The organism is Pseudodesulfovibrio nedwellii (genome assembly GCF_027923765.1).
Lineage (GTDB): Bacteria > Desulfobacterota > Desulfovibrionia > Desulfovibrionales > Desulfovibrionaceae > Pseudodesulfovibrio > Pseudodesulfovibrio nedwellii.
Window position 1 is genome coordinate 1,009,939 of sequence record NZ_AP026709.1, and the last position, 13,728, is coordinate 1,023,666.

Here is a 13,728-nt window from a genome sequence, read left to right on the forward strand (position 1 = left end):
ATGAAAGCATTGATCATAGGGTATGGATCTATTGGAGCACGTCACGCACAAATTCTCGATTCATTGGGCTACTCTTTAGCGTGCGTAACCAGCAATCCAAGTTGCCCTTACCCGATCTTCTCAACTATAGCCGAGGCCGTACAAACAACTTCGCCTTCACTGGCTATCATTTCCAATGCCACAGTCGAACATCTTCCAAGTCTGACTATGCTTATGGACACTGGCTTTACCGGACTTATCCTGGTTGAGAAACCCCTATTCGATGAACCATACGCACTCGTTCCTCCACGCGACACCATTCGGGTGGCGTACAATCTACGCTTTCACCCACTGGTCACACGCACACGAGAGTTGCTCACGGGTCAAACGATTCTCAACGCACAATTTCACGTTGGCCAATACCTGCCCGACTGGCGGCCCGGTACAGATTACACGACCAGCTATTCAGCCAGCCGTGCGCAAGGCGGTGGGGTACTACGAGATCTGTCGCATGAACTCGATCTGTCCTGTTTTCTTCTGGGATGTTGGAAACGCGTCACAGCCATTGGTGGTCATTTCAGCGATCTCAGAATCGACTCCGATGATCAATTTTCCATCCTCATGGAAACCGCTGGTTGCCCTGCCGTCACCATCCACATGGACTACCTGAGCAGGACCACACGTCGAGGATTCGTCATCACCACGCAAGAATTCTGTCTCCAAGCTGACTTCATTGCAGGAACGCTTACGATGGATACTACAACGGAAGAATTTTCCATTGACCGAAACACCACATATGAAAATCAACTCAGGGCCATGATGGTCGATAATCCGCACCTTTGTTCGTTCGAACAAGGTATGAACGTCGTCCAATTAATCCAAGCTGTTGAAAAAAGTGCACACACTAATACCTGGATAACGGCACCATGAAACGATATGGATTCATTTTTGCCAGAGGCGGCTCCAAGGGCGTACCAGGAAAAAACATTCGCCCCCTTGGCGGCATCCCACTCATTGGTCACGCTATCAAAGCAGGTCAAGACTCCGGTTTGCTAGACCGAATTATCGTGTCTACAGACGACGAGGCCATCGCTGACACCGCTCGGCAACTCGGCGCGGAAGTTCCCTTCATGCGGCCGACAGAACTGGCACAGGATAACAGCCCTGAATGGTTGGCATGGCGACACGCCATAAACGCCGTGGATGATTTCGACATATTCGTTTCTCTCCCTTGTACCGCCCCCATGCGTATCGGAGACGATGTACGTCGCTGTATCGAAACATTCGAAAGTGACAAGTGCGATATGGTCATCACAGCACGTGAGGCTGAACGACATCCTTCTTTCAACATGATAACAGTGGACACTGCCGGATACGCAACCATTGCCATGCCCATAGGTACGGACATTATACGTCGCCAAGAGGCCCCCCCAGTTTTTGACATGACCACAGTTTGTTATGTTACCACCCCAAACTTCATTCTCGAACACGATGCTGTCTTTCAAGGCAAAGTTAAAATGGTAGAGATACCACCAGAGCGAGCCGTAGATATCGACACGGAACTCGACTTCGCCTTTGCTGAATTTCTTATGGAGCGAAACTCATGAAAAGCATAAAACAACTTATGGACCTGACTGGTCGCACTGCCCTGATTACTGGCGGTGCCGGATATATTGGAACAGCCTTTTGCGAAGCATTGGCTGAAGCAGGCGCGAACATCGCAGTACTCGACATCGCCACTGATCGCGTACAGGAATCGGCGTCGAAACTGGCTGCCACTTACTCAATCAAAACCTTAGGCCTAACAGTCAATCTTTCCGACGAGGCCGCAATTGTTGCTGCCCCCAAAAAGGTCAAAGACGAACTGGGCTCACTCGACATCGTCGTCAACTGCGCCGCATTTGTTGGCACTTCAGGCCTAACCGGTTGGGTCACGCCTTTTGAAGAACAAAGTGTAGCCACCTGGCGCGCTGCCTTGGAAACCAACCTGACGGCCTGCTTCGCCCTCATTCAGGCTGCAACTCCATTCCTCCGTGAATCCGGCCATGGTTCAGTCATCAATATTGGTTCAACCTATGGCGTGGTCGGCCCGGACATGTCTCTCTACGAAGGCACGGCTATGGGCAACCCTGCAGCCTACGCCGCCTCCAAGGGAGGTCTGACTCAACTCACTCGCTGGCTCGCCACGACACTAGCCCCGAATATCCGCGTCAACTGTATCAGTCCCGGTGGAATTGCCCGCGGCCAAGATGAAAAATTCGTCAACCGATACAAGGAACGCACCCCGATGAAACGCATGGGCACTGAAGAAGACATGAAGGGTGCACTTCTCTATCTCGCTAGCGACTTATCGGCCTATGTTACAGGGCAAAATCTGTTGGTTGACGGCGGCTGGACTGCTTGGTAGACCGAATCACCATGAATTTTCGCATAATCCCCCGACTTGACATAAAAGGTCCAAACCTCGTTAAAGGAATACATTTCGAAGGTTTGCGCGTCCTCGGTAAACCCGAAGACTTTGCCCAATATTACTATGAAAATGGTGCTGACGAATTATTTTTTCAAGATGCAGTCGCATCCTTGTATGATCGCAATAGCCTCCATGACATCGTCAGAAAAACATCTTCGCAAATATTCATCCCACTCTGCGTGGGTGGTGGACTTCGTAATGTCGACGACATCCGAGAAGTACTTCGAGCTGGTGCAGACAAAGTTGCCATCAATACTGAAGCTATCAAGCGTCCAGAATTGATCAAGGAAGCATCCATTGCTTTCGGCTCCTCAACCATTGTGGTGTCCATCGAAGCCATCAAGAGAAACAATGGCAGCTGGGAGGCCCTCATCGAATACGGACGCGAAACCACAAAAATAGACGCGCTCGAATGGGCCAAACAAGCTGAAGAACTTGGAGCCGGTGAATTGATGGTCACAAGCATTAATAATGAAGGCACCGGCAAAGGCTATGATTTAGAACTGACACAAGCCATTGCTACCAGCGTTTCCATCCCCGTCATTGCTGGCGGCGGTTGCGGTAACCCCGAAGACGTTGCTACAGTCATCGCCAAAGGACACGCCGACGCTGTATCCATGGCGGCGGCTCTGCATTACAAAACCATTGAAACATTGATAGAAAAATCCACCTCGCACGAATATGCACAAGAAGGAAACACTGAGTTCCTCAAAACCGGACGAGGATTCGCAAAAGTCACTCCATGTTCCATACACGACATTAAACGTACCCTGAAGCAACGAGACCTGCCTTGTCGAATGAGGGCAAACAATGAATAATACCGATGTCGCTATCATCGATTACGGTCTTGGCAACTTATTTTCCATCAAACATGCCTGTGAACACGTCGGATTGTCTGTTTTGATTACAAATCAATCCGATGAAATACTGACTGCTAAATCAGTCATTCTGCCAGGTGTAGGTGCTTTTGGTGATGCCATGAACGCGCTTAACAAGCTCGACCTAGTCGCTCCCATAAAAGACGTAGCTGCCAAAGGCACCCCTTTGCTCGGTATCTGCCTTGGACAGCAACTTCTATACTCTGAAAGCGAAGAGTTCGGTTCCCACAAAGGACTTGACTTGATTCCCGGCACAGTACAATATTTTTCGGTTCAAAAAATCGACAATATAACGTTGAAAGTTCCCCAAGTAGGCTGGAATACCATTGATTCCACCAAAGATAACCCTAATGCGTGGGACGGGACACTTTTGCAAGGTGTAAAGCCCGGAACTGACATGTATTTCGTTCATTCCTGCTATGTTATACCCGACGATGAAAACACTGTACTGACAACAACCACATACGGTACTATCAAATTTTCTTCCGGCAGCCGTCTCAATAACATCACCGCTTTCCAGTTCCATCCGGAACGAAGCGGCATAGATGGACTTGTCGTCTATAAAAATTTCTCTCAACTCATACGCTCTTCGGAGGCACAATAAATGACGCAATCAAAAACCTTGTTCGGCTTACCTGAAAAAGTCCGCTTCTGTAAAAAGTGTGTCATGTCCAACCAACGCCCGTGCTCATATCCTGAATTCAAGCACACTAAAGATCGGATAACGCCGACTCTACATATTGATGATGATGGCTTATGTGATGCCTGTCGTTACAATGAGCAAAAGAAAGACGACATCGACTGGAAAGCCCGTGAGGAACAACTCATGCAGCTATGTGATAAACACCGCCGTAACGATGGAGGTTATGACTGCATAGTTCCTGGCAGTGGAGGCAAAGACAGCTGTCTGGCTGCGCATACGTTAAAATACGAGTATGGCATGAATCCACTCACCGTGACATGGCCACCGATAATGTATACCGAATACGGATACAAAAATTTTCGGAATTGGATTGAAATCGGAGGTTTTGACAACATCACTTTCAACCAAAATGGCCGTGCGCACAAACTCTTGACCAAACTGGCCATCGAAAACCTCTTCCATCCGTTCCAGACATTCATTCTCGGGCAAAAAAATCTCGCTCCCAAGATCGCACTGGAATATAATATTCCCCTCATCTTCTACGGAGAACCCGAAGCTGAATATGGCAACCCCATTGCCGAAACGTCATCTTCACTGCGAGACAAGTCCTATTACAGCATGAAGAACATTGATGATCTCTACCTCGGTGGAATTTCCATCAAAAAACTCATGGAAGTACACGGCCTGCGTCTCAACGAGTTATCAACTTACTTCCCAGCAGATGCCGAACGCCTGGAAAAATCAAAAATCGAAGTGCATTACCTAGGATATTATGTCCCTTGGACTCCCCAGGAAGCATACTACTACGCCGTGGAAAACACCGGTTTTGAAGCACGTCCCTTCCGCACACAAGGTACGTATAGCAAATACAACAGCATCGACGACAAAATCGACGATCTGCACTATTATACCACGTACATCAAATTCGGCATTGGTCGTACCACTTATGACGCCTCTCAGGAGATCAGAAATAAGCACCTGACCCGCGAGGAAGGCGTGGCTTTGGTCCACAAATATGATGGGGAATTTCCCAATATTTATTTTGATGACATTATGGAATATTTAGGAATCACATCCGAACGATTCCAAGAATTGACTGATCAAAATCGTTCCCCGCACCTTTGGGAAAAAGTGAATGGTGAATGGAAACTCAAGCACAGGGTAGAAAATTTGTAAGATAGGAACCGCTATGCTGTGCGCTTTTCAACTCGAAATCATAATACGTGAACTCGACGGAGTACTCTATCAGGCCCTGCATCTTGCAAACAAAGGATTGCCCACGCTCGTGGGCGATCATATGGTCAACAAATATATCCGTTCATCAAATCAACCGCTTATCTATTTTGACAGTGATCAACACGAACCAACGAATAGACACGTTCTAAATAATGGTGGTATTGTGCTGAACCTAAATTCCGAAGGACAAGGTTTTATTGACGATCCGCCAGAAATGCAACGCAATTTTGCCAACGTTATCGAAACCTCGACCAAGATATGCCAATGGGGCAAAGAACAAGCCAATATATTGAACAGACTGATTCCTGAATCTCGATTGGATGATATCCCGATAACAGGTCATCCTTCCTTTGATTTAGTCTCGCCCCAATTCACAAAATACTTTTCTAACCAAGAGATAGTCCGCGAACACGGCGATGATTACATTCTCATCAATACAAGTTTCGGCATGTTCAATCATGAAATGGGATTTGACTACTATGTCAAAATGCTCAGTAAGATGGATGAATGGAAAGTGTATGGTGACTCAGAGCATATTGCACACCTAAAAAAACGGTGCGAGCATCAAGAAAAAACAGCTCTGGCAATGATCGATATGGCTCGAAAAATTGCAGAGGCATATCCGAAACGGCATGTCATAATCCGACCACATCCTGCTGAAAAATCTTCATTTTACACACAAAAAACATCTGACCTGCCAAATATTTTCGTCACCAAAAAAGGCACAGCCAGAGAATGGATCGCTTCTGCGGCAGTCGTCATTCATCACGATTGCACGACTGGCTTGGAAGCGACACTCATGGGCAAGCTCGTATTACAATTTGCACCCTATAAAGACTCCGTCGGCGCTGCCATACTGATGGCTTCTATAGGTCAGCGGACCACAACAGCAGAAGAAGCTCTCGCGCGCATTGAGCAAGGGACCATGCCTGAAAAAACTTTAGCCCCGCTTCTTGAACGACTTGCACCGTACCTAGAAAATATTAACCAGAATGCAGCAAATACAATCGCCAACTTGGCGGCCAGCTATACTGATCACACAGCATGGGTTCCAGCCCCACTCAGTCTTTGGAACAACCTGAAATGTTGGCGAAAATATGTCAGCAAATTGCTCAGAGCTAAACAGCCAGGGAGAAACGGCAGAAAAGTTCGCTACGCGCTCAATAAATTTTCACGACTAAAGCAAGAGACTATTCTAGAAAAAATAAATAAAATTCGCGAAATCGAACCCAATCTCCCAGAAGTTTCAGTCACACAACTCTGTCTGAATACTTTCCTGATTGGCCCCCCCCAAAAAAAAGAGCCTACTTTTCCTCGTCCTTCTTGTCATCCTGACGGTTCTTGAAGGTAATGGCTGCGAGACAGCCTGCGAGTCCGCCGAGGACGACGGCTTTACCGGGAGGCATCATATCGGTGAGGCTAAACAAGTAGCCGATGGCAGCGCCAGCGATGATTCCCTTGGCAAGGGCATCTATCCATTTCATGAAATCTCTGGAATCGTCGTCCATGGTCTACTCCGTGTACAAGCCTTTATAATAGCACAATCAACCGAATCTGTATCTCAACCCAAGTCAGGTATCTCAGCATAAAACCGTATCGAACACAAGCAAGCCCAAAAGACTCCATCCTAATATGGTATGTTTTTTTCGCAGGACACTTGACACTGATTCTCAACATCACTACTACTCTCTTGTCCGGCCTGAAACTCAGGTCAAAACTTTGAGGGGATTAAAATGATCGATACCATACTTGTCGTTTGCATTGTTTCTATTGCTGGGATATTCGTTGCCCGCAAGCTCTTCAAGCAATTCACGTCAAAACAGCCTTCTTGCAACTGTACAGGTTGCGGACACTCCGGTTCATGCTCAGGCATTCAGGACAGTCCGAACAATGACAGTTGCCCAGGTGCGCAATAATTTTTTTTGCGCCATCGTTGATATTAATTATCAACCAGAATATTTCAAGGAATACATAATGTCTCAAGATTTTTGTTTAAGAAAAGCCAAGGTCAACCAGAAGCTCAAGATTAAAACTGTTGCTGCCGAAGGAGAACTCGGTAGAAGAATCCGTGATATGGGCCTTATCTCTGGCACAGAAGTTCATGTTATCGGCAAGGCCCCACTCAAAGACCCTGTCGCCCTGCGCCTCAAAGATTTCACGCTCACCTTGCGCAACAGCGAAGCAGATCACATCACCGTCACCCTGTTGGAGGATTAAGCGATGGCAGAATATACCATTGGTATCGCAGGCAATCCCAACTGCGGCAAAACCACTATGTTCAACTCCTTGACCGGAGCACGACAGCATGTTGCCAACTGGCCCGGCGTGACCGTCGAAAAAAAAGTCGGCCACATCCAAACCAACGGCGACTCCATTGTCATGGTAGACTTGCCAGGCACCTATTCGCTGACAGCATACACGCAAGAAGAACTGGTTGCCCGTAACTTCCTCGTGGATGAACGACCGGAAGTCGTCATCGACATCATGAATGCCGATGCTCTTGAACGGAACCTATATCTTGCTGTCCAAATCATGGAATTGGGTGTTCCGCTTGTACTCGGCCTCAACATGATGGATGAAGTTCGCAGCAGCGGTAAACAGATCGACAGTGAACGACTTTCCAAGCTCTCGGGTTGCACAGTGGTGGAAACCGTAGCCAGAAACGATCTAGGTACACAGGCCCTCCTGAAAGCGACTCTGAAGCTTGCCAAAGAACAAAATGACACATGGAAACCGTTAAATATTTCCTACGGGCCAGATCTTGACCCTGTTTTAGATGATATGGTCAAACTCATCGAAGCTGAGAACTTCCTTACCGAAAAAGTCCCAGCCCGTTGGACCGGCATCAAATATCTTGAACGCGACGAAGACGTGGTCATCAAGGGTCGCATGACCAACACAGCCTTGTCCGACAAACTCGAAGCTATGGCTCGCGAAGTGGCCGATCACACAGAAAAGACCCTCAAAGCCCGACCGGATGCACTCATCGCCGACCATCGCTATGGATTCATCGCAGGCATGATCAAAGACGTTGTATCTTACCCCGTCCTTGACGAGGATCGCATCAGCCGTTCTGACCAAATGGACAAAGTGCTCACCCACCGCTTCCTCGGTCCGGCTATCATGCTCGCCATCGTCTATCTCATATATAAAATAACGTTCACGGTGGGTGAAATCCCCATGGGCTGGCTAGAAATGCTCTTCGGATGGATGGGAGATACCGCGTACAACGCTTTACCTGACGGCCATCTTCGTTCGCTGGTTGTGTCCGGCATCATCGACGGCGTCGGTGGCGTCCTCGGATTCGTTCCGCTCATCATGTTCATGTTCCTGATGATCTCAGCCTTGGAAGACTCAGGATATATCGCTCGCATGGCCTACATGCTCGACCGTATCTTCAAAATATTCGGTCTGCACGGCACGTCAGTACTGCCCTTCATCGTTTCCGGCGGCATCGCTGGTGGTTGCGCCGTCCCCGGTGTCATGGCCGCCCGTACGCTGAGAAGCCCCAAGGAAAAACTGGCAACCCTGTTCGTAGCTCCTTATATGACATGCGGCGCCAAGGTCCCGGTCTTCCTTATGCTAGCCGCCGCCTTCTTTCCGCAAAACGCTGCCACGGTCATGCTCATGATCACACTGTGCGCTTGGGCAATGGCCCTCATCGTAGCCCGTGTTCTTCGCTCCACTGTCATCAGAGGAGCTTCTACTCCGTTCGTCATGGAACTGCCCCCCTATCGCATGCCCACAATGCGTGGAGTACTTATCCACACCTGGGAACGCACCTGGGAATACGCTAAGAAAGCGGGTACCGTCATTCTCGGCATCTCCATTTTGCTCTGGGCCATGATGACCTTCCCACAGATGCCGGAAGAACGCCTCGCCCAATATGAATCCATGCGCTCAGCCGTTCAAACTGAAAAAGCCATTACACAGATTGACAACGCTGAATCCGAAGAAGCCATCCGTCATACTTATGCAGGCCGCATCGGTACAGCTCTGGAGCCAATATCCAAGCTGGCCGGATTCAACTGGCGTGTTAACATTGCCCTGACCGGCGGTTTTGCAGCCAAAGAAGTCATTGTATCGACTCTGGGAACAGCCTATTCTCTGGGCGAAGTAGATGCAGAAGAAGCTCAGCCTCTGTCTGACAGACTGGTGGCAGATCCTCTGTTCACCAAGGCCTCGGCACTCGCTCTCATTATCTTCACCATGCTTTATGCCCCCTGCTTTGTAACCGTTGTTACCATGGCACGGGAATCAAGCTGGAAATGGGCGGCCTTCAGCGTCGTCGGATCGACAACTCTTGCATTCGGTATGGCGGTCATCGTCTATCAAATTGCCAAAACATTCGTCTAAAAAAACGAATCAGTAAAACAATCAAGGGAGTCCTTCGGGACTCCCTTTTCTTTTAATAAAAGATACTCTATGGTCGCTCCGATTAAAGGAGTATCATGTCTAAAATTTTCACCATCGCCCAAGAACTCATCCGCGACGCTATCTCCGCTTGTTACGAGTTATTCAAGGTTATGATTCCGGTCATTATCGGAGTTAAACTGTTACAAGAATTCGACCTGATCCAATATGTCGCCCTCCCTCTCAAACCTATCATGGGCCTCCTTGGTCTTCCTGCCGAACTCGGCCTGGCTTGGGCAACAGCCATGGTCAACTCCATGTATGCAGGCCTCATTGTCTTCCTCTCACTGACTCGAGACATGACGCTCAACACTGAACAGGTCACTATTTTTGCCGTCTTACTCCTTATAGGACACGGCTTTCTCGTCGAAGGAGCCATTGCTCAACGATCCGGCGCAAAATTCGTTTTTCAAATTTTATCCCGACTATTCGGCGCGTTCGCACTCGGTCTGATACTTCACTGGACCTACTCTTCCAGCGGAACGCTCCAAGAGCCAGCTGTCATCCTCTTTCAAAGTTCCAGTCCAGTTGATCCCACCCTGCTTCAATGGATTTGGGATGAAACAAAAAACCTACTTTCGATCTTCGGCATTGTCCTCGGCCTCATGATCATGATGCGTATCCTGTCGGCCATCCGCGCTGTCGACTTGATGAACGCCCTGTTACGCCCAATCCTCAAACTTATTGGTATCGGCCCGAAGGCATCGACCATCACCATCATAGGATTCACTCTTGGCCTGGCATATGGCGGCGGACTGATTATCAACGAAGCCCAATCCGGACGCATTGACCGTAAGGATGTATTCTATTCCCTAACACTCATGGGATTGTGCCACTCCATGATCGAGGATACCCTGCTCATGATGCTCATTGGTGGTCATCTGAGTGGCATATTCTGGGGGCGCATGCTCTTCGGCCTCGTCGCTATGACCATTTTGGTCCAAATAACACGCCGACTGCCGCAATCTTTCTGCAACAAGTATCTCTGGGGAAACCCCAGACAAACCGTTCAATAAAGGAGAAACACATGTCCGACATTAAACTGATTCACACAGACACAGCCCCGGCCGCCGTCGGCCCTTACTCTCAAGCATCAACGGCCAACGGCATGTTGTTCGTATCCGGCCAGCTCGGTATCATCCCCGGTGAAGGTAAACTGGCGGAAGGATTCGAGACGCAAACAAAACAGGCTCTCGAAAATATGAAAGCCATTTTGGAAGAAGCTGGTTCTTCTTTAGAAAAAGTATTGGCCGTCGATGTATTCGTCATGGATATGGGTAAATTTGCTGACCTGAACGCCATCTACTCCGAATACTTCACCGACCACAAGCCCGCCCGTGCTGCCATTCAGGTTGCAGGCCTGCCGCTGGGTGGTCTGGTTGAACTCAAATGCATCGCTCTCGTAGACTAGACGACCGAGAACCGACTGCCCCGTTACAGAAACTCTACTTGACAGGGCGTAAACGAAACAGATAACGAAACCATATGCACAACATCACCACTCGTTTCTTTTTCTTTTTTAGCTTTTATTTCAGGAACGCCTGCGGTCTTGGTGTGCAATAGTCTTTAAATCGAAAAACACTCAAGAGGCCGCGGCGAAATCCGCGGCCTCTTTTTTTTTAAAGAAGTCGCACCGTCGGTCAAAAAGAACAAGGAGAGTCCAATGCATTTAGGAAAAGCCATTCGTATGGAACGCATCATGAACCGCAACAATGGACGCACTATCGTAGTGCCTTTGGACCACGGTGTAACTGTCGGCCCTATTTACGGACTGATTGACCTGCGTGAAACCGTCAATCAGGTGGCCGAAGGCGGTGCCAACGCCATGCTCATGCACAAGGGGATACCCAGATGCTCCCACCGTGCAGGAGGCAAAGACATCGGCCTGATCATCCACCTGTCCGCGTCAACATCTCTGTCTCCGCACCCCAATGCCAAAACTCTGGTGGGTACCGTTTCAGACGCCCTCAAACTCGGCGCAGATGCCATATCTGTTCACGTCAATCTGGGAGATGAAACCGAATCGCACATGCTGTCCGATCTCGGCGCTCTCTGCTCTGAAGCCAACGAGTGGGGAATGCCAGTCCTCGCCATGATGTACGCACGAGGCCATAAAATTGAAAACGAATATGACCCGCAAGTGGTGGCCCATTGCGCCAGAGTCGGCGTGGAGTTGGGCGCGGATATCGTCAAGGTGAACTACACTGGCGATCCAGAATCCTTCAAGGCCGTGGTGGAAGGATGCTGTGTTCCCGTGGTCATAGCAGGAGGTCCGAAGCTGGAAAGTGACCGGGATCTCGTCCAAATGGTCTATGATTCCATCCAAGCCGGAGGCTCAGGTCTGTCCGTGGGTAGAAATGTCTTCCAGCACAAGAATCCGGCCAAAATTGTGGCCGCACTCAACAAGGTCGTTCATGAAAATTGGGATGTGGATGCAGCCATGAGGCTGCTGTAGATAAAAAAAGATCTGAATCGTGGGCGGGCAATCAGGCCCGTCCACGGGTCGAATTACTTCCCGAATTCAACTTGAACACGTTGAAGGTACATAAAAAGTCGACCGATCTGCTCGCGACCTTTCTCAAAGTCACAGGCTTTGGCCGCAAGTTCAATGGCCCGGGCTATCTCGCCCATTCCCTTGAAACCATAGCCACACCCAGTCCCTCTGGTGGTGTGCCCTAATCGGTTAAGCGTTTCGAAATCTCTTTCTTTCAAGGCAACCTGCATTCTCTCCAAATCTTCCATTGAAACTTCGAAAAAACGAGGCAACAATTCTTCAAGATCAGGATCAATGAGTTCGATAATAGGAGAGTCAGGCATAGTGAGATACTCATTGTGCAGGGAGATGCACGGGCTTGAACATAGTAAGGAAGGCCTCTATTGTGGTGCGGGAGTATTAACAGTGAATTATACCATGTCAAATTTTATACTCTTTACAACGATATGACACGACCTTTTATTCTCTTTCTCTGTCTGGCAATCATAGCCGGATGTACACGATATGATGCCATGCGCATTGCCCGCGCTGCGGCCACTGGCAATCCTGCAACTGCAGCCGAAAGTCTGGCACGAGACAAAGCCATCGGGTACGCCACGAATCCCGCATCTATCGCTTCTGATATTAAACAATTTCAAAAAATCGTCGATGATTTTATTTATGTAGTTACTTCGGTCTGGGGAAAAGATGATGTACGAACACCCCGTCCCAAAGAATACGTCAAATACACTCAAAACTATCTCTCACGCGCCAGTGTTGATTTTGATACCGGCATGATCACCGTAGAGACAGTGGATACAGACAACCCTCAAATGAGCCTACATAACGCCATTGTCACCACCCTTCTCACCCCAAACGACCCTCGAGCAGTAGATCTGTATTCAGCCAAAACAGTCAAACTGGGAGATACTCCGTTTCTGCTGGGAGAAGTCAAAGATAATGATACCAAGAATATTCGATGGGAATGGCGTGCCAGCCGCTATGCCGACGTGCTCATGGGAACCTGTCTAAAAAAACGAACCAGTGAAGGTAAAATCATTAATTACGTAACCATTCCAATGGTCAAAGATCATCTAAATATTCGAGCCAACAAATACAAAAAACAGGTTGTCTCCGCAGCCAAGCGATTCGACATAAGCCAAAATCTCATCTATGCGATCATGAAAGTGGAATCTGATTTCAATCCATTTGCAATCAGTTCAGCCATGGCTATCGGATTGATGCAGGTCGTACCGGCTACGGCAGGAAGCGACGTATACCACTATCTGAACGGCAAAAATGGTCAACCTTCGAAACAGGACTTGCTGGTTGCCTCTACCAACATTACGTACGGCTCCGCCTATCTCCACTTGCTAGGAACACGCTTCCTCAAAGACATAACAAATCCGACCTCACGAGAATACTGCATAATCGCCGGATACAACGGCGGCGCGGGGACAGTACTCAGAACCTTTGACAAAGACAGGAAAAACGCGGCACAAACCATCAACAGGCTGTCACCCGGAAAAGTATACACCACCCTCCGAACAGAGACACCCTATGCGGAAACACGCCGTTACCTTGGCAAAGTACTTGAAGCCAAGAAACAATTCGTCAACTTCTAGTCAGCACACGC

General features: G+C 48.7%; 16 protein-coding genes. 14 read left to right on the forward strand and 2 right to left on the reverse strand.

The window, feature by feature from the left end:
* Genes SYK_RS04930 through SYK_RS04960 form a run of 7 tightly spaced genes read left to right on the forward strand, consistent with a single transcriptional unit; the run spans position 1 to position 6,551 of the window.
* Entirely contained in the window at positions 1-909 is a 909-nt protein-coding gene (locus SYK_RS04930; RefSeq protein ID WP_281762489.1) for a Gfo/Idh/MocA family protein, read from the forward strand.
* The gene (locus SYK_RS04935; protein ID WP_281762490.1) at positions 906-1,586 is read left to right on the forward strand and encodes an acylneuraminate cytidylyltransferase family protein; all 681 of its coding nucleotides are present in this window, start codon (positions 906-908) and stop codon (positions 1,584-1,586) included. The genes SYK_RS04930 and SYK_RS04935 overlap by 4 nt, the downstream gene beginning before the upstream one ends.
* Entirely contained in the window at positions 1,583-2,386 is an 804-nt protein-coding gene (locus SYK_RS04940) for an SDR family oxidoreductase (RefSeq protein WP_281762491.1), read from the forward strand. Before SYK_RS04935 ends, SYK_RS04940 begins: the two co-directional genes overlap by 4 nt.
* A gap of 11 nt (positions 2,387-2,397) precedes the next feature.
* Positions 2,398-3,267, forward strand: a complete 870-nt coding sequence (gene hisF / locus SYK_RS04945) for an imidazole glycerol phosphate synthase subunit HisF (protein WP_281762492.1) — start codon at positions 2,398-2,400, stop codon at positions 3,265-3,267.
* Complete coding sequence (gene hisH / locus SYK_RS04950) at positions 3,260-3,931, forward strand: imidazole glycerol phosphate synthase subunit HisH (RefSeq protein ID WP_281762493.1); 672 nt, start codon at positions 3,260-3,262, stop codon at positions 3,929-3,931. The genes hisF and hisH overlap by 8 nt, the downstream gene beginning before the upstream one ends.
* Entirely contained in the window at positions 3,932-5,146 is a 1,215-nt protein-coding gene (locus SYK_RS04955) for an N-acetyl sugar amidotransferase (RefSeq protein WP_281762494.1), read from the forward strand.
* A 13-nt stretch (positions 5,147-5,159) separates the two neighbouring features.
* Complete coding sequence (locus tag SYK_RS04960) at positions 5,160-6,551, forward strand: surface carbohydrate biosynthesis protein (RefSeq protein ID WP_281762495.1); 1,392 nt, start codon at positions 5,160-5,162, stop codon at positions 6,549-6,551.
* On the opposite strand, the gene SYK_RS04965 is transcribed toward SYK_RS04960, so the two are convergent.
* Positions 6,511-6,714 carry a hypothetical protein gene (locus SYK_RS04965; protein WP_281762496.1) on the reverse strand — a complete coding sequence of 68 codons (204 nt, stop codon included), beginning with the start codon at positions 6,712-6,714 and terminating at the stop codon, positions 6,511-6,513. The two genes, SYK_RS04960 and SYK_RS04965, sit on opposite strands and share 41 nt — an antisense overlap.
* A 225-nt stretch (positions 6,715-6,939) precedes the next feature.
* Here SYK_RS04965 and SYK_RS04970 point away from each other — a divergent pair, with 225 nt between their 5' ends.
* The 6 genes from SYK_RS04970 (at position 6,940) to SYK_RS04995 (ending at position 12,074) form a co-directional block, all read left to right on the forward strand.
* Positions 6,940-7,122: a FeoB-associated Cys-rich membrane protein gene (locus SYK_RS04970; RefSeq protein ID WP_281762497.1), complete on the forward strand. Its 183-nt coding sequence runs from the start codon at positions 6,940-6,942 to the stop codon at positions 7,120-7,122.
* Between the two features lie 58 nt (positions 7,123-7,180).
* Positions 7,181-7,423, forward strand: coding sequence for a FeoA family protein (locus SYK_RS04975; protein WP_163809273.1), 243 nt, complete (start codon positions 7,181-7,183; stop codon positions 7,421-7,423).
* A gap of 3 nt (positions 7,424-7,426) precedes the next feature.
* Positions 7,427-9,562, forward strand: a complete 2,136-nt coding sequence (gene feoB / locus SYK_RS04980) for a ferrous iron transport protein B (protein ID WP_281762498.1) — start codon at positions 7,427-7,429, stop codon at positions 9,560-9,562.
* A 95-nt stretch (positions 9,563-9,657) separates the two neighbouring features.
* Positions 9,658-10,635: a hypothetical protein gene (locus SYK_RS04985; RefSeq protein WP_281762499.1), complete on the forward strand. Its 978-nt coding sequence runs from the start codon at positions 9,658-9,660 to the stop codon at positions 10,633-10,635.
* Positions 10,636-10,646: 11 nt separating this feature from the next.
* Entirely contained in the window at positions 10,647-11,030 is a 384-nt protein-coding gene (locus SYK_RS04990) for a Rid family detoxifying hydrolase (RefSeq protein ID WP_281762500.1), read from the forward strand.
* 252 nt (positions 11,031-11,282) lie between these two features.
* Positions 11,283-12,074: a 2-amino-3,7-dideoxy-D-threo-hept-6-ulosonate synthase gene (locus SYK_RS04995; RefSeq protein WP_281762501.1), complete on the forward strand. Its 792-nt coding sequence runs from the start codon at positions 11,283-11,285 to the stop codon at positions 12,072-12,074.
* Positions 12,075-12,127: 53 nt separating this feature from the next.
* On the opposite strand, the gene SYK_RS05000 is transcribed toward SYK_RS04995, so the two are convergent.
* Complete coding sequence (locus tag SYK_RS05000; protein ID WP_281762502.1) at positions 12,128-12,436, reverse strand: Hpt domain-containing protein; 309 nt, start codon at positions 12,434-12,436, stop codon at positions 12,128-12,130.
* A 123-nt stretch (positions 12,437-12,559) separates the two neighbouring features.
* On the opposite strand from SYK_RS05000, the gene SYK_RS05005 reads away from it, so the two are divergent.
* Complete coding sequence (locus SYK_RS05005; RefSeq protein ID WP_281762503.1) at positions 12,560-13,717, forward strand: murein transglycosylase domain-containing protein; 1,158 nt, start codon at positions 12,560-12,562, stop codon at positions 13,715-13,717.
* Positions 13,718-13,728: the final 11 nt, after the last annotated feature.

What these genes read in the sequence shown, in the direction of transcription:
- SYK_RS04990 (WP_281762500.1), top strand. Translation starts at nt 10,647, where the DNA reads ATGTCCGACATTAAACTGATTCACACAGACACAGCCCCGGCCGCCGTC.
- SYK_RS04955 (WP_281762494.1), top strand. Translation starts at nt 3,932, where the DNA reads ATGACGCAATCAAAAACCTTGTTCGGCTTACCTGAAAAAGTCCGCTTC.
- hisH (WP_281762493.1), top strand. Translation starts at nt 3,260, where the DNA reads ATGAATAATACCGATGTCGCTATCATCGATTACGGTCTTGGCAACTTA.
- SYK_RS05000 (WP_281762502.1), bottom strand. Translation starts at nt 12,436, where the DNA reads ATGCCTGACTCTCCTATTATCGAACTCATTGATCCTGATCTTGAAGAA.
- SYK_RS04965 (WP_281762496.1), bottom strand. Translation starts at nt 6,714, where the DNA reads ATGGACGACGATTCCAGAGATTTCATGAAATGGATAGATGCCCTTGCC.
- SYK_RS04970 (WP_281762497.1), top strand. Translation starts at nt 6,940, where the DNA reads ATGATCGATACCATACTTGTCGTTTGCATTGTTTCTATTGCTGGGATA.
- SYK_RS04985 (WP_281762499.1), top strand. Translation starts at nt 9,658, where the DNA reads ATGTCTAAAATTTTCACCATCGCCCAAGAACTCATCCGCGACGCTATC.
- feoB (WP_281762498.1), top strand. Translation starts at nt 7,427, where the DNA reads ATGGCAGAATATACCATTGGTATCGCAGGCAATCCCAACTGCGGCAAA.
- SYK_RS04935 (WP_281762490.1), top strand. Translation starts at nt 906, where the DNA reads ATGAAACGATATGGATTCATTTTTGCCAGAGGCGGCTCCAAGGGCGTA.
- SYK_RS04930 (WP_281762489.1), top strand. Translation starts at nt 1, where the DNA reads ATGAAAGCATTGATCATAGGGTATGGATCTATTGGAGCACGTCACGCA.
- SYK_RS05005 (WP_281762503.1), top strand. Translation starts at nt 12,560, where the DNA reads ATGACACGACCTTTTATTCTCTTTCTCTGTCTGGCAATCATAGCCGGA.
- hisF (WP_281762492.1), top strand. Translation starts at nt 2,398, where the DNA reads ATGAATTTTCGCATAATCCCCCGACTTGACATAAAAGGTCCAAACCTC.
- SYK_RS04960 (WP_281762495.1), top strand. Translation starts at nt 5,160, where the DNA reads ATGCTGTGCGCTTTTCAACTCGAAATCATAATACGTGAACTCGACGGA.
- SYK_RS04940 (WP_281762491.1), top strand. Translation starts at nt 1,583, where the DNA reads ATGAAAAGCATAAAACAACTTATGGACCTGACTGGTCGCACTGCCCTG.
- SYK_RS04975 (WP_163809273.1), top strand. Translation starts at nt 7,181, where the DNA reads ATGTCTCAAGATTTTTGTTTAAGAAAAGCCAAGGTCAACCAGAAGCTC.
- SYK_RS04995 (WP_281762501.1), top strand. Translation starts at nt 11,283, where the DNA reads ATGCATTTAGGAAAAGCCATTCGTATGGAACGCATCATGAACCGCAAC.